Here is a 17,386-nt window from a genome sequence, read left to right as displayed (position 1 = left end):
CCCCCACCTGACGGCTTGAGCACACCCGGCAGCCGGTCCTGGTCGGTAAACCTGGCGGCGGGGATAGATTGGCCAGGTGCGTATCGCTCGTTTCGCTCATGCCAAGGGAATGTCGTTCGGGGTCGTCGAGGGCGAGCCGGAGGCCGGGCCGCAGGGCCTGACCATCGCCGAGATCGAAGGCCACCCGTTCGGCAAGCTCTCCTTCAGTGGGGCCCGCTGGGCCCTCTCCGACGTCCGACTGCTCTCGCCGATCCTGCCCAGCAAGGTGGTCTGCGTGGGTCGCAACTACGCCGACCACGCCGCCGAGCACGGCAGCGAGGTGCCCAAGGAGCCGTTGCTCTTCCTCAAGCCGTCCACCTCGGTGATCGGTCCCCGGGACGCGATCCGGCTGCCGATCTTCTCCAAGCAGGTGGAGCACGAGGCGGAGCTGGCGGTGGTGATCGGGGCGCCGGGGGCGCGCCGAGCCGACCGGGCCGCCGCCGAACGCGCCATCTTCGGCTACACCTGCGCCAACGACGTCACCGCCCGTGATCTCCAGCGCTCCGACGGGCAGTGGACCCGGGCCAAGGGCTTCGACTCGTTCTGCCCGATCGGGCCGTGGATCACCACCGGTCTGGACGTCTCCGACCTGGAGATCCGGTGCGAGGTGGGCCGCAACCCGGAGGAGATGGAGGTACGCCAGCTCGGCCGGACGAAGGACATGGTCTTCGACGTGCCCGGCCTGGTGTCGTACATCTCGCACGTGATGACGCTGCTGCCCGGCGACGTGGTGCTCACCGGCACGCCGGCAGGGGTTAGCCCGCTCGTCGAGGGGGATGCGGTCACCGTGCGGATCGAGGGCATCGGGGAGCTCACCAACCCGGTGGTCCCGGTCGCCTGATCCGTCCGATGCCCCTGTTTCCGCAGCTCACGGGCGGTTCGGGGGGATCGGATTTGGCCTGCCGGCACCGGGAGGGTAATGTTCACTCCCGGCGCCGCAAGGGGCCAATGGGGTATGGGGTAATTGGCAGCCCGACTGATTCTGGTTCAGTTAGTCTAGGTTCGAGTCCTGGTACCCCAGCGCAGCTGGGATTCGCGAGAATCCCGGACGCTGGATTCTGACGGAGTTCGACTCCGCCCCCGCGGGGGCGGAGGGTGGTCTCTGGTAGAGTGCAGCTCCTCCGCCCTCGAGGGTGGAGGAGCAGAAGTGGTTCTGGCCCCGTCGTCTAGTGGCCCAGGACGCCGCCCTCTCAAGGCGGTAGCGCCGGTTCGAATCCGGTCGGGGCTACATCTGTGCACAGCCCGTCTCACCTGGTGAGGCGGGCTGTTTCGTGTCCACCTCGCGCGCCCCGCCGGGCCCGCACCCCATGCTGCCCCCCGCATACGGTGCCGCTAGACTACAGCCGCACCGCTCGCGAGGGCGGTGAAGCAGGAAAGTTCTGGCCCCGTCGTCTAGTGGCCCAGGACGCCGCCCTCTCAAGGCGGTAGCGCCGGTTCGAATCCGGTCGGGGCTACAAACCGAAGGCTCGTCTCGCTCCGCGAGGCGAGCCTTCCTGCATACCCAGTCCCACCCCCCGCCCGCGTCCCCCTCCCGCCCCCTCCCGTCCGCGTGATCAAGAGCTTTGCGTCATGCCACGCCGGGTGGACTGACGCAAACCTCTTGATCACGCCGGCGGGGGGTGGGGCCGGGGCGGGGCCGGGGTCGGGCCTGGGTGGGGTTAGAGGCCGGAGAGGCGTTGGCCGGCTCTCACCACGGCCATGGCGTGGCGTTCGCCGGGGCGGCGGCCGAGGCGCTCGATCGGGCCGGAGATGCTGACGGCGGCGATCACTCGGCCGGTGCGGTCGCGGATCGGGGCGGAGACGCTCGCCACACCGGCCTCCCGCTCGGCCACGCTCTGCGCCCAGCCGCGGCGCCGTACCTCGGCCAGGGTGCGGCCGGTGAACTTGCTGCGTGGCAGCAGCGGCATCACCGCCTCCGGCGGCTCCCAGGCGAGCAGGATCTGGGCCGCGGACCCGGCGGTCATCGGCAGCACCGACCCGACCGGAACGGTGTCCCGCAGGCCGCTGGCACGCTCCGCCGCCGCCACGCAGATGCGCTCGTCGGCGCGGCGCAGGTAGAGCTGTGCGCTCTCGCCGGTGGCGTCGCGCAGCGCGGCCAGCAGCGGTTCGGCGGCGGTCAGCAGGACGTCCGGCGCGGCGTTGGCCAGCTCGCCCAACCGCGGGCCGGGACGCCAGCGACCCTGGGTGTCCCGGACCAGCATCCGGTGAATCTCCAGTGCCTGTGCCAGCCGGTGCGCGGTGGCCCGGGGCAGCTTCGTGCGCTCAACGAGTTCGGCCAGGCTGGCGCCGTCGACACAGGCGGCCAGGATGACCACCGCCTTGTCGAGAACGCCGACACCGCTCATACTGTGTCCCACAAGCCGAAACTTACCTCCCAGAATTTAGGATGTCCAGATGGTGGGAGTCACTCCTCAGCCGAGGACCCTGGCCGAGAAGGTCTGGGACGCGCACGTCGTACGGTCCGCCGCTGGTGAGCCGGACCTGCTCTTCATCGACCTGCACCTGCTGCACGAGGTGACCAGCCCGCAGGCGTTCGACGGGCTGCGGCTCGCCGGTCGCCGGGTGCGCCGTACCGACCTGACGCTCGCGACCGAGGACCACAACACCCCGACCGGGTACGCCGATCCGGCGTTCCGGTCCCGCCGTGGTGACCTGCTCACCATCGCGGACCCCACGTCCCGGACGCAGATCGAGACGCTGCGCCGCAACTGCGCCGAGTTCGGCGTGCGGCTGCACCCGCTCGGCGACGACAACCAGGGCATCGTGCACGTGATCGGCCCGCAGCTCGGGCTCACCCAACCGGGCCTGACCATCGTCTGCGGCGACTCGCACACCGCCACCCACGGCGCGTTCGGCGCGCTCGCCTTCGGCATCGGCACCAGCGAGGTGGAGCACGTGCTGGCCACCCAGACGCTGCCGCAGAGCCGGCCGAAGACCATGGCCGTGAACGTCACCGGCCGGCTCGCCCCGGGGGTCACCGCCAAGGACCTGGTGCTCGCGCTGATCGCCCAGGTCGGCACCGGCGGCGGTCGCGGGCACATCGTCGAGTACCGCGGCGAGGCCATCCGCGCCCTCTCGATGGAGGGGCGGATGACGATCGCCAACATGTCCATCGAGTGGGGCGCCAAGGCCGGCATGATCGCGCCGGACGAGACCACCTTCGCGTACCTCAAGGGTCGGCCGAACGCGCCGCAGGGCGCGGACTGGGACGCGGCGGTCACGTGGTGGCGGACGCTGCCCACCGACGAGGGCGCGCGCTTCGACGCCGAGGTGACCCTGGACGCCAGCCAGGTCACCCCGTTCGTCACCTGGGGCACCAACCCCGGTCAGGGCGCGCCACTGAGCGCGCCGGTGCCGGACCCGGAGGAGTTCGCCACCGACTCCGAACGTGCCGCGGCCCGCCGGGCGCTGGAGTACATGGACCTGCGCGCCGGCACGCCGCTGCGTGAGCTGCCCATCGACGTGGTCTTCGTGGGTTCCTGCACCAACGGCCGCCTGGAGGACCTGCGGGCCGCCGCCGACGTGCTGCGCGGCCACACGGTCGCCGACGGGGTACGGATGCTCGTGGTGCCCGGCTCCGCCGCGGTGCGGGAGGCCGCCGAGGCCGAAGGGCTGGACAAGGTCTTCGCCGATGCCGGCGCCGAGTGGCGGTTCGCCGGCTGCTCGATGTGCCTGGGGATGAACCCCGACACGCTGAAGCCGGGCGAGCGCTCCGCCTCCACCTCCAACCGCAACTTCGAGGGCCGTCAGGGTCCGGGCGGGCGTACCCACCTCGTCTCCCCGCCGGTCGCCGCCGCCACCGCCGTGGTCGGCCGGCTGGCCGCCCCCGCCGACCTGTAGAAGGGACCGAGGAGATGGACAAGTTCACCACCCACACCGGCACCGCCGTGCCGCTGCGGCGTTCCAACGTGGACACCGATCAGATCATCCCGGCCGTGTACCTCAAGCGGGTGACTCGGACCGGCTTCGCCGACGGACTGTTCAGTGCCTGGCGCGAAGATCCGGCATTCGTGCTCAACGATCATTCGTATTCCGGGGCGTCGATCCTCATCGCCGGTCCGGAGTTCGGCACCGGATCCTCCCGCGAGCACGCAGTCTGGGCTCTCCGGGACTGGGGCTTTCGCGCAGTCGTGGCCCCGGGCTTCGGCGACATCTTCCGCGGCAACGCACTCAAGGAGGGTCTGCTGCCGGTCGAGTTGGCATTGAAAGCCGTCGAAGAACTGTGGGGCCTCGTCGAGGCGGATCCGAGCACTCCGGTGACCGTCGACCTGACCGCTCGCCAGCTCCGGGCCGGGGACGCCAGCTGGTCGTTTCCGCTGGACGACTTCAGCCGGTGGCGGTTGCTGAAGGGCCTGGACGACATTGGACTCACCCTTCGGCACGCCGCCGACATCGACTCCTACGAGGCGGGCCGACTGCCGTTCCTGCCCTCGGTGGCATAGCCGTACGCCCGACCGCACACCGGATTCCGCCCCCATCGGTCCAACCGGTGGGGGTGAATCCGTTGCGACACAAGGGCTTTTTTCCACCGAATGTTTGTGTCCCGGCAGCACAGGGCATACCGTGCGCGCAGAATGGCTCGCGTCGAGTCAGTTGCACAATCGGGAGGAAGTCGTGAACAAGGCCGAGCTCATCGAGGCGCTCGCTGTTCGCCTGGGGGACCGAAAAACGGCGACGGCCGCGCTCGACGCGGTCCTCACTGAGGTCCAGGCGGCGGTCACCAAGGGCGAGAAGGTGGCGATCACCGGATTCGGAGCATTCGAAAAGCGTGTGCGTGGCGCGCGAACAGCGCGCAACCCGCGTACCGGCGAGGCGGTGAAGGTCAAGAAGACATCTGTCCCCACCTTCCGCGCCGGCGCCGGATTCAAGGAGATGGTGGCCAGCGGCAAGGTGCCGAGGGCCACGGCGGCGGCGAAGAAGACCGCCACCACCACGGCCAAGACCGCCGGCACCAAGGCGGCGGGCACCAAGGCAGCGGGCACCAAGGCGGCGGGCACCAAGGCCACCGCGGCCAAGGCGGCCAGCAAGAAGACCACTGCGGCCAGCAAGAAGACCACTGCGGCCAGCAAGAAGACCGCCCCGGCCAAGGCGAGCAAGACCGCCACGGCCACCAAGGCGGCCAGCAAGAAGACCGCCCCTGCCAGGGCGAGCAAGACCGCCACGGCGACCAAGGCGGCCGCCAGCAAGAAGACCGCCCCGGCGAAGAAGAGCGCCGCGGCGACCAGGTCCACCGCGGCGAAGAAGACCACCACGGCGGCGAGCAAGAGCACGGCGGCGAAGAAGGCCCCGGCCAAGAAGGCCCCGGCCAAGAAGGCGGCCAGCAAGCGCTGACCGACCCGCAGGAAAGGGCGTCCACCCGTGGGGTGGGCGCCCTTTTCGGCGTAGCCCGGACCGTTGACCGGACGGGCCGGCACGCGCAGAATCGCCGTGCCGGCCCCCCTTTGCCGGCCCGCCGACGGGAAGAGGGCGCCGGTGCGCTACCGCCAGCTCACCACCGGATGGCTCGCGCTGGGCGTCATCCTGCTCATCGACGTGCTGCGGGTGTGGCTGCCCGGCATCATCACCATCTTCGGCCAGGCCGCGTCCACCCCGGCCGAGCTGATGGGCGCGTTCGCCCTCGGCTGGTTCGTGCTCGCGCTGGCCGCACCGGCGCTGGTCCGCCGGGTGGGCGCCCGCCCGGTCACCGTCGCCGCTGCCGTTGTGCTGGCCGCCGCCCGGCTCGCGCTCACCGCCGCTCCGGGCGGGCGTACGCAGCTCTGGCTGGCCACCGCCGGGCTGTTGGCCGGGCTGGTCTGGCTGGTCGGCGTCGCCGCCGCCACCGACCGACCGGTGCCCGGGCTGGCGCTGGGGTTGGCGGCCAACGCGGCCGCGCACGCGGTGCTGGACACGTATGACCTGGTCTGGCGGGGTGACTGGGTGGCCTGGCTGCTCAGCGCCGTCGCGGTGGCGGTGTTCCTGCTCGGCACGGCGCTGCCGTCCGTGCCCGCCGGCCCCGGTGGCGCCAGGGCCTGGCTGCTGGCCGGGCCGGCACTGCTGCTGGCCGGGATGGTGGCGCTCAGTCCGGCGCTGGCCCGGACCGGAACCTCGTACCTGGTCGCGGGGGACGGCGTGGCCCGCTCGCCGCTGTTCGGGCTGGCCCCGCTGCCGGTGGCGGTCGCCGGATTCCTGCTGGCCGCACTGGTCGGTGCGCCCCGGCGGTGGGGTCGGGCACTCGGACCGGCGGCACTGCTGGCCGGTGCGCTGCTCTTCGCGCTGGACCGGGGCGATCTGCTCGTCGCGGCCGTCCTGCTCACCGCCGTCGGTCTCGGCGCCTGCCTGGCCCACACCGACGACGCCGGCCGCGTCGAGGGCGCGGAGGACAGCGTGCGGTGGGCGGGCCGTCGGGGATACGCGGTCGCCGTCGGCATGCTCGTCTTCGTGCTGGGGGCGGTCGGGTACTACTCCGCCTACGACCTCGGCTACCCCAACGGCGCGGTGCCGGTGGTGGTCGCCGCGCTGGTCGCCGTCGTGGCCCTCGCCGCCCGTCCCGTCGGCCGCCCGGCCCCGGCACCGTTGCCGCCGTTGCGGACCACGGCCGCGGTCACCGCGCTGGCTCTGCTGGCGCCGCTGCTCGCCGACGAGGTGCCGGTGGCCGACAACCGGGACGGCCCGCCGGAGCGGCTGACCGTGGTGGCGTACAACGTCCGGATGGGTTTCGGGCTCGACGGGCGGTTCGACCTGGCCGGGCTGACCGCCGCCGTCGACCGGCAGCGGCCCGACGTGGTGCTGCTCAGCGAGGTGGACCGGGGCTGGCTGCTTAACGGCGGCCACGACACCCTGGACCTGCTGGCCGACCAGCTCGGCATGCCGTACTTCTTCGGGCCGGCCGCCGACCCCGTCTGGGGCGACGCGGTGCTCAGCCGTTGGCCGGTGACCGATCCGCGGACCCTGCCGCTGCCCGCCGTCGGGGCGCCCACCGGTGCGCAGGCCCTCGCCGTCACCCTGGACCTCGGTGCCGGCGTTCGCACCGCGGTCGTCAGCACCCACCTGCAACCGCCGCCCCACCGGGGTCCGGTGGTCCAGGCCCGCGCGGTCGCCGACTTCGCCACCCGGTACGCGGCCGGCCGGCCGCTGGTGGTGGCCGGCGACCTGAACACCGAACCGGGTGACGAGGCGTTCGGGCAGTTCACCGCGGCCGGTCTAGTCGACGCGTTGGCGGCCGCCCGGCCGCTGGCGACCAGTCCGGCCGACGATCCGCGCCAGCAGATCGACCACGTCTTCGTCTCACCCGGCCTGGCACCCACCGGCCCGGTCGCGCCGCGTGGCACGTCCAGCGACCACCTGCCGGTCGCCGTCACCCTCACGGCCCGCTGACCCGCCGGCTCAGGGCGGCCGCGGCCTACAGGCGGTCCGCAGCGAGCATCCGGTCGGCGGTGAAGGCGAGCAGCCAGCCGCCGCCCTTCGGCGTGGTGAAGTCCTCGTCGGCGCGGCCGGACAGCTGCTCCAGGGCGCCCGGCAGCACCTTGCCCTGCCCGCACACCGCCACCCGCCCGCCGCCGGCCAGCTCCAGCAGCCGGGCGGCGGTGGCGAGGACCTGCTCGTCGAGCTGCTGGCCCGGCTGCGGCTCGTCCAGGTCGCCGCAGATCTCGATCGGCAGGTCGAGCAGCGCGGCGGCCGGGTCCAGGGTCTGCACACAGCGGCGCGGCGACGCCGACACCAGACGGGCCGGCCGGACCAGGGCGACCAGCCCGGCCAGCGCCTGCGCCTGAGCCCATCCCTCGGCGTCCAGCGGCCGTCCGGTGTCGGGGCCGGTCCAGGTGGCCCGCTTGCCGGCGTGCCCGTGCCGGATCAGCGCGATCGTCCCGGTCACCGGTGGCAGCGCGGCGAACGCGCCCAGCACCTCAGCGTCGTGCGGGTAGCTGACCAACCGGATCGCGTCGTCCACGGCGAGCCAGCGCACGTCGTCCACCTCGGTGCCGGGCTGGAAGCCGCCGGAGCCCATCGCGAGCATCGACCAGTAGTCGACCAGCTTCGGCTGGCCCTCGCTGCGGTAGCGCACCGACGGCAGCCGCACCTGCGGCACGCCCCGCACGTCGGACTCCTCGGCCAACTCGCGTACCGCCGCGACCAGCGGGTGCTCGCCCGGCTCCAGCTTGCCCTTCGGCAGCGTCCAGTCCCCGTAGCGCGGGCGGTGCACGACGCAGACCTGCACACCGTCGGCGGACGGTCGCCAGGCCACCCCACCGGCCGCCCGGATGCCGGTCACGGCAGCCATCGGGTCCGCCGTCGCCGGGTTGCCCGGTGCCAGGCGGCGGGGAAGCGGGCACGCATCCGGCGTACCGTCTCGCGTTCCCGTTCGGCCAGCCGACCGGCGGTGACCGCCAGCTCGTGGTCGTCCGGCCGGTCGGCGGCGAGGGCCAGCCAGGTGTCCGCGGCGACGGCGGCGTCCTGGTGCTCGCCCAGCACATCCTGGACCCCGGCAAGGGCGCGAGACAGCCGGCGCGCATCCTTGCCGAGCGCCGGGGCGACCGCGTTGACCGCGTACCGGGCCTGTTTGCCCTCCTTGCGCACGGCGTGCCAGCGGTCGTCCGGCGCCAGCGGGTCGAGGCCGTCGACGCCGTCCGGCCCGGTCAGTTGTCGCCAGGCGCGTGCCACCAGCCCGGGCAGCGCCCGCGCGGCCGGGGCGGCCGCCCGGCGGGTGAGCCGGGGGGCGCGGGCGGCCAGCACCAGGGCGTCCACCAGGGCCAGGTAGCGCGCCGAGCGCAGCGCCTCGTGGACCGCGGCCAGGGCCTGCCGCTGCCGTTCGGCGAGCGCCTCGTCGAGCCGGTCCACCGCGCGCGGGTCGAGTGGGCTGAGCGGATCGGTGGTCGCGGTGCGCCGCAGCCGGTCGCGCAGCACCTCGGCGTCGCGGGCCGCGCCGAGCACGCCGGCCAGCCAGCGCAGCTCAGCCCGCAGCGGGCGGGACCAGCTCCTGCGGACCAGCGGCGCGAAGGTGCGCAGGTCGGTGCGGAGCCGCCGGCAGGCGACCCGCATCTGGTGGACGGCGCTGTCACCGCCGCCGCCCGGGGCGTGCAGCCGCACCAGCGGGTCGTGCGCGAGCAGGCGGCGTACCTCCTTTCGGACCGCCTCGGTCACCACGTCCCCGGCGCTCGGGTCGGCCGGCAGCCCGGACGGCGCGACCAGGTCCGGCTCGGCCTGTGCCGCCGCGCCCAGCGCCCGCACGTGCTTCGGAATGAACGCCCCGTGCCGCGCGCCGGCCTCCCGCAGAACCACGCCGATCCGGTCCAGCAGTTCGCGGTCGCCGGCCTTGAGCTCCGCCTCCAGCTCGCGGAAGGTGTCGGTGGTGGCGCCGGCGTCGTCGAGCACGGTCACCCGGTCGTCCACCACCTCGGCGAGCACCGTGCCGGCGCCGTCGCGCACCTCGTGGGCGTGCCGGACCGTACGCACCACCGTCACCGGCGCCAGCGGCGCGCCCCGGTGCAGGGCGGTGACCAGCTCCACCAGCTCCGGCGGCGGTTGTCCGACCGGCCCGGGACGGGAGATCTCGTGCCGGACACCGGGCGTCGACGTGGGCAGCTTCACCGTCCAGGGCAGATCGTCGCCCCGGCGGTGGCGCAGCGAGGCGCCGGCCCGGGCAAGCCGCAGGTCGACGGTGTCGAGGTAGCGGGCGACCAGCGTCACCGGCGGCAGCGCGCGGACCTCGCCACCGGCCGGGGAGGTGGCGGACAGGTCCGGCAGCACGTAGGCGTCGTCCACCTCGTGCTTCTGCTCCTCCTCCACCATCAGGTCAGCCTATGCCGCGACCCGGTCAGCCGGCGGTGCCACCGACCCGGTGCAGCAGCAGTTCCTGGAGATGCTCCCGGGTCTCCTCGTCCCCGCCGGCACGCCGGCTCCAACAGCCGTCACCGGCCAGCTCGAACGCGTCCACGTCGGGGCTCATCGCCATGGTCAGCACCCGGTCCAGCTCGGCTCGGGCCACCGGGTCGCTCACCTGCACCAGCGCCTCCACCCGCCGGTCCAGGTTGCGGTGCATCAGATCCGCCGAGCCCATCCAGAACTCGGCGTTGCCGTTGTTGCCGAACCGGAAGATGCGGGAGTGCTCCAGGAACCGGCCGAGGATCGAGCGGACGCGGATGTTCTCCGACAGCCCCGGCACCCCCGGACGCAGCGTGCACATTCCCCGGATGAGCAGGTCGACGTGCACGCCGGCCTGGGAGGCCCGGTACAGCGCGTCGGTCACGCCCTCGTCGACCAGCGAGTTGACCTTGAACTGGACGAGACCGGGCATGCCCAGCCGGACGTGCGAGATCTCCCGCTCGATCCGCTCGATCAGGCCGCTGCGGATGCCCTGCGGGGCGACCAGCAGCCGCCGGTACGCGGTCTGCCGGCTGTAGCCGGTGAGCACGTTGAACAGGTCGGTGAGGTCGGCGCCGACCTCCGGGTCGGCGGTGAGCATGCCGAAGTCCTCGTACAGCCGCGCGGTCTTCGGGTGGTAGTTGCCGGTGCCGATGTGGCAGTAGCGGCGGATCTGGTTGCCCTCCTGCCGGACCACCAGCGCGGTCTTGCAGTGCGTCTTCAGGCCGACCAGGCCGTACACGACGTGACACCCGGCGCGTTCCAGGGTGCGCGCCCAGCCGATGTTGGCCACCTCGTCGAAGCGGGCCTTCACCTCCACCAGCACCACCACCTGCTTGCCGGCGGCGGCCGCGTCGACCAGGGCGTCGACGATCGGCGAGTCGCCGCTGGTGCGGTACAGGGTCTGCTTGATGGCCAGCACGTTCGGGTCGGCGGCGGCCTGCTCGATGAAGCGCTGCACGCTGGTGGCGAACGAGTGGTACGGGTGGTGCACCAGGATGTCCCCGTCGCGCAGGGTGGCGAAGACGCTGCGCGGCACCTCACCCTCGGCGAGCCGGGGATGGGTGGCCGGCACGAACGGCGGGTCCTTGAGGTCCGGCCGGTCCGCCTCGCCGTAGACCTGCCAGAGCGCGGAGAGGTCCAGCAGCCCGGGGACCCGCAGCACGTCCTGGTCGTCCATGTCCAGTTCCCGCACGAGCAGGTCCAGCATGTGATCGGAGATCGACGCGGCCACCTCCAGCCGGACCGGCGGGCCGAACCGACGCCGCGCCAGCTCCCGTTCCAGGGCCTGGAGCAGGTCCTCGTCGCGGTCCTCGTCGACCTCCACCTCGGCGTTGCGGGTGACCCGGAAGAGGTGACACTCGACCACCTGCATGCCGCTGAACAGCTGCCCCAGGTGCACCGAGATCAGGTCCTCCACCGGCACCATCCGCACGCCCGGCTGGTCCCGGTCCACGCGTACGAAGCGGGGGACGTTGTTGGGCACCTTCACCCGGGCGAACAGCTCCGAACCGCCGTCCGGGTCGCGGACCGCCACCGCCAGGTTCAGCGACCGCCCGGAGATGTACGGGAACGGGTGCGCCGGGTCCACCGCGAGCGGGGTCAGCACCGGGAAGATGTGCTCCCGGAAGTAGGTGCGCAGCCGCTCCCGCTCGGCGTCGCCCAGGTCGCCCCAACGCAGGATGCGGATGCTTTCGTCGGCCAGCTTGGGCAGCACGTCGTCGACGAAGCACGCGGCGTGCCGGGCGACCAGCTCGGCGGTCCGCTCGGCGATCAGCTCCAGCTGGGTCCGCAGGGGCAGCCGGTCGCCGCCGCGTACCGGAAGGCCGGCGGAGAGCCGTCGCTTCAGCCCCGCGATCCGCACCATGTAGAACTCGTCGAGGTTGCTGGCGAAGATGGCGAGGAACTTGGCCCGCTCCAGCAGCGGGGTGCGCTGGTCCTCGGCGAGCGTGAGCACCCGGGCGTTGAAGTCGAGCCACGACAGCTCCCGGTTGAGGAACCGGTCCTCCGGCAGTGGCGCGGGAACCGGCGGTTCGTCCGGCTCGCCGCCGGCCGGCCGTCCCTCGGGCCTGGTCGGCCGCAGCCCACCGGCCGCCGGGCCGTCCGTCTCGGTGGACGAGACGGCGGAGTCGAGGACCTCGTCCAGCCCGGAGGAGGCCGCGGCCGGGTCGGTGTCGTGCGCGTCGGCGCGGGCGGCGCCGGCCCGCTCGGCGCGGACCTGCCGGAATCGGCCGTCGCCGCCGCGTGTGCGGGCGCCGTTGCGGGGGACGGCTGGGTCGGTGGCGGGCGTGCCGGCCGGGTGCTCGCGAGGGGTGCTCACCCGCTCATAATCACCCGATCCGGGTTAACGCAAAATGAACTTGGCCTCGCCGGTTCAGCTCATCGTCGGCAATGTCACCCGGACGACCTCGCCGTCTGAATCCGTGTCGACGCGAACCCGCTGGCCGAGCCGGAGCAGCCGCAGCCCGGAGGCGTCGAAGGCCCGGGCGGGAAAGCGCAGCTCGGTGCCGTCGTCGAGCAGCAGAACTCCGCTGCGCGTCGCCGCGTCGTAGCTGGCCACCGTGCCTTGCATGCTTGGCACCGTACACCGGCGGGTCAGCCCGCGGAGCGGGCCGGGCAGCCGGCGGCGAGCAGCGCGGCGGTACGCGGTCCCAGCCCGAGCCGGGCGGCGGCGGCCAGGTCGGCGGCGGTGTCCACGTCCCGGCGCAGGCTGGGCCAGTCGCCGTTCAGGGGCAGCGCCCCGCTGGCCGTGTGCGCCGCCGCCGAGCCCATTCCGAACCGCGGGTCCAGGGCGATGCCCGGCGGCGCCGTGAGCAGCACCGTGCCCTCGCCCGGTGCGTCCGGCACGAACCGGCGTACCCGCGCTCGGCCGGCCCGCGCCGCGAGCAGCGCGCCGGCCAGCTCGGCCGGGCGCAGCGCCGGCAGGTCGGCGGTGAGCCCCGCCACCCACCCGGCGGGCACGCCCGCCGCGCCGTGCCGGAACGCGGCGTTCAGACCGGCGTCCGGCTCGTCGGGTCGCACCCGCGCGCCGGCGGTCCGCGCCGCCACCGCCACCCGGGCGTCGTCGGTCACCACCAGAACCTCGGCGACCGCCGGGCAGGCCAGCACCGCGCGGAGCGTGTCGGCCGCCAGCGCCAGCGCCAGCTCCTCGTGCGGTACGCCGGAAAGGGCGCCCCGCAGCCGGCTCTTGGCTGCGGTCAGACGCTTCACCGGCACGACCACGGCCCACCCCGGTTGACTCACGTCGGCAATCCTGCCAGCCGGACGGCGGGACCCTCGCTGGCCGTACCGGGGGCGAGCAGGCATGATTTCCGCTGCGGGCGTCGTGAACGGGGTTCGCGGCGGGGTCGGGCGGGACGAGGAGGCACAGTGGCACGGCGGAGGCTGGGGTTCTGGCAATGGTTCGCCGTGGCGCTGGTGAAGCCGGTGATGACCGTCTGGACCCGGCGCACGTGGCGCGGCATGGAGCACCTCGGCCGGGACGGCGGCGTCATCATCGTCGCGAACCACATCTCGCACGCCGACCCGCTGGTCTCCGCGCACTTCATCTTCGACTCCGGGCGGTGGCCGCAGTACCTGGGCAAGGCCAGCGTGTTCCGGGTGCCGGTGGTCGGCTGGATCCTGCGCCGGTGCCGGCAGATTCCGGTCGAGCGGGGCACCGTGGACGCGGTCCGCTCGCTGGACGCGCTGGTCGCCGCGCTCGACGAGGGCGGCGCGGTGGTGATCTACCCGGAGGGCACCACCACCCGGCAGCCGGAGCTGTGGCCGATGAAGGCCAAGACCGGCGCGGCCCGGTTGGCGCTGGCCACCGGTGCGCCCGTGGTGCCACTGGTGATGTGGGGGCCGGAGCGGATCTTCGACCCGCGGACCACCCGGCTCAGCCTGCGTCCGCGGATCCCGGTGACCGTGGTCGCCGGCGAACCGGTCGACCTGAGCCGGTGGGCGGACGCCCCGCCGACGCGAGCCACTCTCGAGGGGATGTCGGACGCCATCATGCTGCGGCTGCGGGACATGCTCGCCGAGATCCGTGGCGGCACCCCGCCGCCGCTCTGGGAACGGCCGGCCCGACCGTCCGCCGAGCGCCAGCAGGGTGGTGTCGCGTGAACGGGCACAGCACGGGCCACGTCGCGGTGCTCGGCGCCGGCTCCTGGGGCACCGCGTTCGCCAAGATCCTCGCCGACGCGGGGCGGGACGTGACGGTGTGGGCGCGGCGCGCGCCGGTGGCCCAGAGCATCCGCACCGAGCGCCGGAACCCGGAGTACCTGCCGGACCTGCTGCTGCCGGCCCGGGTCACCGCCACCCACGACGCGGTCGAGGCGATCACCGGCGCCGAGCTGGTGGTGCTGGCCGTGCCGTCGCAGACCCTGCGCGGCAACCTCGCCGAGTGGGCCGGGCACCTGCACCCGGACGCCACCCTCGTGTCGCTGATGAAGGGCATCGAGCTGGGCACCACCAGCCGGATGAGCGAGGTCATCGTGGAGACCGCCGGTGTGGCTGCGGACCGCGTGGTCGTGGTCTCCGGTCCGAACCTGGCCCCGGAGATCGCCGCCGAGCAGCCGGCCGCCACCGTGGTCGCCGGAACGAACAGCCACCGCACCACGCTCGTGCAGGCGTCGATCCGGACTCCCTACCTGCGCCCGTACACCAATGACGACGTGATCGGCTGCGAGCTGGGCGGGGCGGTCAAGAACGTGATCGCCCTGTCGTACGGCATCGCCACCGCGATGGGCTTCGGTGACAACACTCGGGCCATGTTGATGACCCGCGGGCTGGCCGAGACGGCCCGCCTGGGTGTGGCGCTCGGCGCGGACCCGATCACCTTCGCCGGCCTGGCGGGCATGGGCGACCTGGTCGCCTCCTGCTCGTCCCCGCTGGCCCGGAACCGCACCTTCGGGGAGCATCTGGGCCGGGGCGAGACGCTGGAGCAGGCCCAGGCCGCCACCCGGCAGACCGCCGAGGGCGTGAAGAGCTGCCTGGCGATCCGCGACCTGGCGCGGGCGCACGGTGTCGAGATGCCGATCACCGAGCAGGTCGAGCGGATCTGCCACGAGGGGATGGATCCCCGCCTCGCCGTGGACACCCTGATGAGCCGGACAGCCAAACCCGAGTCGTACGAGTGAGGACCCGATGAGCGATCTGGGAGACGGCACCCGCTGTGTGCACGCCGGGCTGCCCGAGCCGGCACCAGGTGACCCCTTCCTGCCCGGGCCGGTCTTCGCCGCGCCGTACCACCTCGACCCGTGGCAGGGCCCGGCCGGCTCACCGAACGGCTACGGCCGCCCCGACAACCCCACCCGGCGGCTGCTGGAGTCGGCCGTGGGTGAGTTGGAAGGCGGCGACTGCCGGGTCTTCGCCACCGGTCAGGCGGCCATCACCGGGGTGCTGTTGACCCTGCTGCGCCCGGGGGACACCGTGGTGCTGCCCACCGACGGATACTTCCCGGTCCGGGCGTTCGCCACCGATGTGCTGGAGGCGATCGGCGTCCGGGTGCTGTTCGTCCCGACCGTCGGGCCGTACCCGTCGCTGGAGGGCGTCCGGCTGGTGCTGGTGGAGACCCCGGCCAACCCGGGCCTGGACGTGGTCGACGTGGCCGCCCTGGCCGAACGGGCGCACGCCGCCGGCGCACTGCTCGCGGTGGACAACACCACGGCGACCCCGCTCGGCCAGCGTCCGCTGGACTTCGGGGCCGACCTGGTGGTCGCCTCGGGTACGAAGGCGCTCACCGGCCACTCCGACCTGCTGCTGGGCTACGTGGCCAGCCGGTCCGCCGAACTGATCGAGGCGGTGACGCGCTGGCGTACCACCACAGGTTCGGTGCCGGGCGCGTTCGATGCCTGGTTGGCCCACCGCTCGCTGGGCACGCTCGACCTGCGGCTGGCCCGGCAGAGCGCGAACGCCGCCGCGGTCGCCGATCTGCTCGCCGGCCGGCCGGACGTGACCGGCCTGCGGTGGCCGGGGCGTACCGACGACCCGGCGTACCCGGTGGCCTCGGCGCAGATGCGCCGGATGCCGGGGGTGCTCTCGTTCGACCTGGGCGACGCCGACCGGGTGAGCCGCTTCGTCGAGGCTGCCCGACTGGTGGTGGCGGCCACCAGCTTCGGTGGCCTGCACACCACCGCGGACCGGCGGGCGCAGTGGGGCGACGACACCGCCCCCGGCTTCGTTCGACTCTCCTGCGGGGTGGAGGACACGGTCGATCTGGTGGCCGACATCGCCGCCGCGCTGGACACCGCCGGACGGGCCTGAGATATCGTGTCGGCGGCCCGCACCGGCGGGCCGCGACCGGAGGAGGTGAGTCCGATCCGTCAGTCGACAGGACCGGCGCTTCCTCCCGTGTCCCCGCCGCGGTAGCGGCCACGGGAGCGCCGGTGAGCGTTTCCCGGAGGTATCCCATGGCAGCACCGTTTTCCACCGACCGGCCGGCCCTCGTGCACCGGCTGCGCACCGCCGGCTGCGTCTACGCCGAGGACGAGGCCGACCTGCTGCTGGCTGCGGCCGACACCCCGGCGGCGTTGGCCGACCTGACCGAGCGTCGGGTGGCCGGCGAACCGCTGGAGCATCTGCTCGGCTGGGCGGAGTTCTGCGGTCTGCGGATCGCCGTCGCCGCGGGCGTCTTCGTGCCTCGGGGGCGCACCGCGCTGCTCGTCGAGGCGGCCGCCGCGGTGACCGGTCCGGCGCCGGCCGTGGTCGACCTCTGCTGCGGCTCCGGGGCCACCACGGTCGCGTTGGCGCACCGGCTCGCGCCGCGCTGGCTGGCCGCCGCCGACATCGACCCGGCGGCCGTGGCGTGCGCCCGCCGCAACCTCGCCGGACTGGCCGCCGAGGTGTTCGAGGGTGACCTGTTCGCGCCGTTGCCCCCGCACTGGAGGGGCCGTTTGGACCTGGTGGTGGCCAACGCCCCGTACGTGCCGACCGCCGCGGTGGCGCTGATGCCCGCCGAGGCGCGGCTGCACGAGGCCCCGGTGGCCCTCGACGGCGGGCCGGACGGGCTCGCCTTGCTGCGCCGGGTGGCCGCCGGCGCGGTCCGGTGGCTGGCGCCCGGTGGACACCTCGCGGTGGAGGTCAGCGCCGGGCAGGCGGACACGCTCTGCGCGGCGTTCGACGCCCTCGGTCTCGAGCCGAGCGTGCGGCACGACGAGGACCTGGATGCCACCGCCGTGACCGCCCGCCGCCCGGCCTGAACCCGCCCGCCGCCCGGCCTGAACCCGCCCGCCGCCCCGCCTGAACCCGCCCGCCGTAGCCCGCTGACCACGGCCCGCTGACCGCCTCCGCGGCCCGGGCACGTGGCGTCGCTCAGCCCATCGCAGCGGCCGGCCCTCGTCGGAGGGCGCGGGCTGGCCGTACCCCTTGTTCGTCCTTTGCTCTGCTTCAACGGGCGCAACAGAAAGACACCCACAGTGTCGCGCCGGTTGAAGCAGAGCAAAGGATGCGCGGAAGCACCTCGGGGGCACCGGGACAGCAGCGCGGGCAGCAGAGCAGTCCGGCAGCGGAGCCGCCAACGAACGGCACCGAG

Annotated in this window: 15 protein-coding genes and 3 tRNA genes; 12 read left to right on the top strand and 6 right to left on the bottom strand. The window is 73.7% G+C overall.

The features are described from left to right. The first annotated feature begins 76 nt into the window (after nt 1-76). The 4 genes from ABZU69_RS26175 (at nt 77) to ABZU69_RS26160 (ending at nt 1,493) form a co-directional block, all read left to right on the top strand. Complete coding sequence (locus ABZU69_RS26175) at nt 77-880, top strand: fumarylacetoacetate hydrolase family protein (RefSeq protein WP_354966972.1); 804 nt, start codon at nt 77-79, stop codon at nt 878-880. Between the two features lie 108 nt (nt 881-988). Further along, a tRNA-Gln gene (locus ABZU69_RS26170) sits at nt 989-1,060 on the top strand. 134 nt (nt 1,061-1,194) lie between these two features. Beyond that, nucleotides 1,195-1,267: transfer RNA gene (locus ABZU69_RS26165), tRNA-Glu, on the top strand. A 153-nt stretch (nt 1,268-1,420) separates the two neighbouring features. Continuing rightward, nucleotides 1,421-1,493: transfer RNA gene (locus ABZU69_RS26160), tRNA-Glu, on the top strand. 204 nt (nt 1,494-1,697) lie between these two features. Here the strand turns inward: ABZU69_RS26160 and ABZU69_RS26155 are convergent. Next, a complete protein-coding gene (locus tag ABZU69_RS26155) occupies nt 1,698-2,384 on the bottom strand; it encodes an IclR family transcriptional regulator (protein WP_036374687.1) in 687 nt (228 codons plus the stop codon). Nucleotides 2,385-2,433: 49 nt separating this feature from the next. Here ABZU69_RS26155 and leuC point away from each other — a divergent pair, with 49 nt between their 5' ends. The 4 genes from leuC to ABZU69_RS26135 all read left to right on the top strand — a co-directional run bounded on the left by leuC (nt 2,434) and on the right by ABZU69_RS26135 (nt 7,392). After that, nucleotides 2,434-3,879, top strand: a complete 1,446-nt coding sequence (gene leuC, locus ABZU69_RS26150; protein ID WP_354966971.1) for a 3-isopropylmalate dehydratase large subunit — start codon at nt 2,434-2,436, stop codon at nt 3,877-3,879. 14 nt (nt 3,880-3,893) lie between these two features. Beyond that, complete coding sequence (gene leuD / locus ABZU69_RS26145; RefSeq protein WP_354966970.1) at nt 3,894-4,481, top strand: 3-isopropylmalate dehydratase small subunit; 588 nt, start codon at nt 3,894-3,896, stop codon at nt 4,479-4,481. 172 nt (nt 4,482-4,653) lie between these two features. Continuing rightward, a complete protein-coding gene (locus ABZU69_RS26140) occupies nt 4,654-5,370 on the top strand; it encodes an HU family DNA-binding protein (RefSeq protein ID WP_354966969.1) in 717 nt (238 codons plus the stop codon). 141 nt (nt 5,371-5,511) lie between these two features. Next, complete coding sequence (locus tag ABZU69_RS26135) at nt 5,512-7,392, top strand: endonuclease/exonuclease/phosphatase family protein (RefSeq protein WP_354966968.1); 1,881 nt, start codon at nt 5,512-5,514, stop codon at nt 7,390-7,392. A 25-nt stretch (nt 7,393-7,417) separates the two neighbouring features. Here the strand turns inward: ABZU69_RS26135 and ABZU69_RS26130 are convergent, their stop codons facing one another. From ABZU69_RS26130 to cofC, 5 genes are read right to left on the bottom strand one after another with little or no spacing between them, the layout of a single operon-like run. Continuing rightward, nucleotides 7,418-8,293 carry an NUDIX hydrolase gene (locus ABZU69_RS26130; RefSeq protein WP_354966967.1) on the bottom strand — a complete coding sequence of 292 codons (876 nt, stop codon included), beginning with the start codon at nt 8,291-8,293 and terminating at the stop codon, nt 7,418-7,420. Then, a complete protein-coding gene (locus tag ABZU69_RS26125) occupies nt 8,281-9,801 on the bottom strand; it encodes a CYTH and CHAD domain-containing protein (protein WP_354966966.1) in 1,521 nt (506 codons plus the stop codon). The genes ABZU69_RS26130 and ABZU69_RS26125 overlap by 13 nt, the downstream gene beginning before the upstream one ends. Before the next feature lie 25 nt (nt 9,802-9,826). Further along, complete coding sequence (locus ABZU69_RS26120; protein WP_354966965.1) at nt 9,827-12,193, bottom strand: RNA degradosome polyphosphate kinase; 2,367 nt, start codon at nt 12,191-12,193, stop codon at nt 9,827-9,829. Nucleotides 12,194-12,247: 54 nt separating this feature from the next. Beyond that, entirely contained in the window at nt 12,248-12,445 is a 198-nt protein-coding gene (locus ABZU69_RS26115; protein ID WP_354966964.1) for a cold-shock protein, read from the bottom strand. Nucleotides 12,446-12,468: 23 nt separating this feature from the next. Then, nucleotides 12,469-13,116, bottom strand: coding sequence for a 2-phospho-L-lactate guanylyltransferase (cofC, locus tag ABZU69_RS26110; protein WP_354966963.1), 648 nt, complete (start codon nt 13,114-13,116; stop codon nt 12,469-12,471). Between the two features lie 126 nt (nt 13,117-13,242). Between cofC and ABZU69_RS26105 the strand changes: the two genes are divergently transcribed. The 4 genes from ABZU69_RS26105 to ABZU69_RS26090 all read left to right on the top strand — a co-directional run bounded on the left by ABZU69_RS26105 (nt 13,243) and on the right by ABZU69_RS26090 (nt 17,054). After that, nucleotides 13,243-13,977 carry a lysophospholipid acyltransferase family protein gene (locus tag ABZU69_RS26105; protein ID WP_354966962.1) on the top strand — a complete coding sequence of 245 codons (735 nt, stop codon included), beginning with the start codon at nt 13,243-13,245 and terminating at the stop codon, nt 13,975-13,977. Then, nucleotides 13,974-14,993, top strand: a complete 1,020-nt coding sequence (locus ABZU69_RS26100) for an NAD(P)H-dependent glycerol-3-phosphate dehydrogenase (RefSeq protein WP_354966961.1) — start codon at nt 13,974-13,976, stop codon at nt 14,991-14,993. Before ABZU69_RS26105 ends, ABZU69_RS26100 begins: the two co-directional genes overlap by 4 nt. Before the next feature lie 7 nt (nt 14,994-15,000). Beyond that, the gene (locus ABZU69_RS26095; protein ID WP_354966960.1) at nt 15,001-16,119 is read left to right on the top strand and encodes a cystathionine gamma-lyase; all 1,119 of its coding nucleotides are present in this window, start codon (nt 15,001-15,003) and stop codon (nt 16,117-16,119) included. A 146-nt stretch (nt 16,120-16,265) separates the two neighbouring features. Then, a complete protein-coding gene (locus ABZU69_RS26090; protein ID WP_354966959.1) occupies nt 16,266-17,054 on the top strand; it encodes a putative protein N(5)-glutamine methyltransferase in 789 nt (262 codons plus the stop codon). Nucleotides 17,055-17,386 lie beyond the last annotated feature (332 nt).

The organism is Micromonospora sp. NPDC005206 (assembly GCF_040608175.1).
Taxonomy (GTDB): Bacteria; Actinomycetota; Actinomycetes; order Mycobacteriales; family Micromonosporaceae; genus Micromonospora.
The sequence above is the reverse complement of the archived record's forward strand: the minus strand, read 5'-3'. Positions and strand labels throughout refer to the sequence as shown.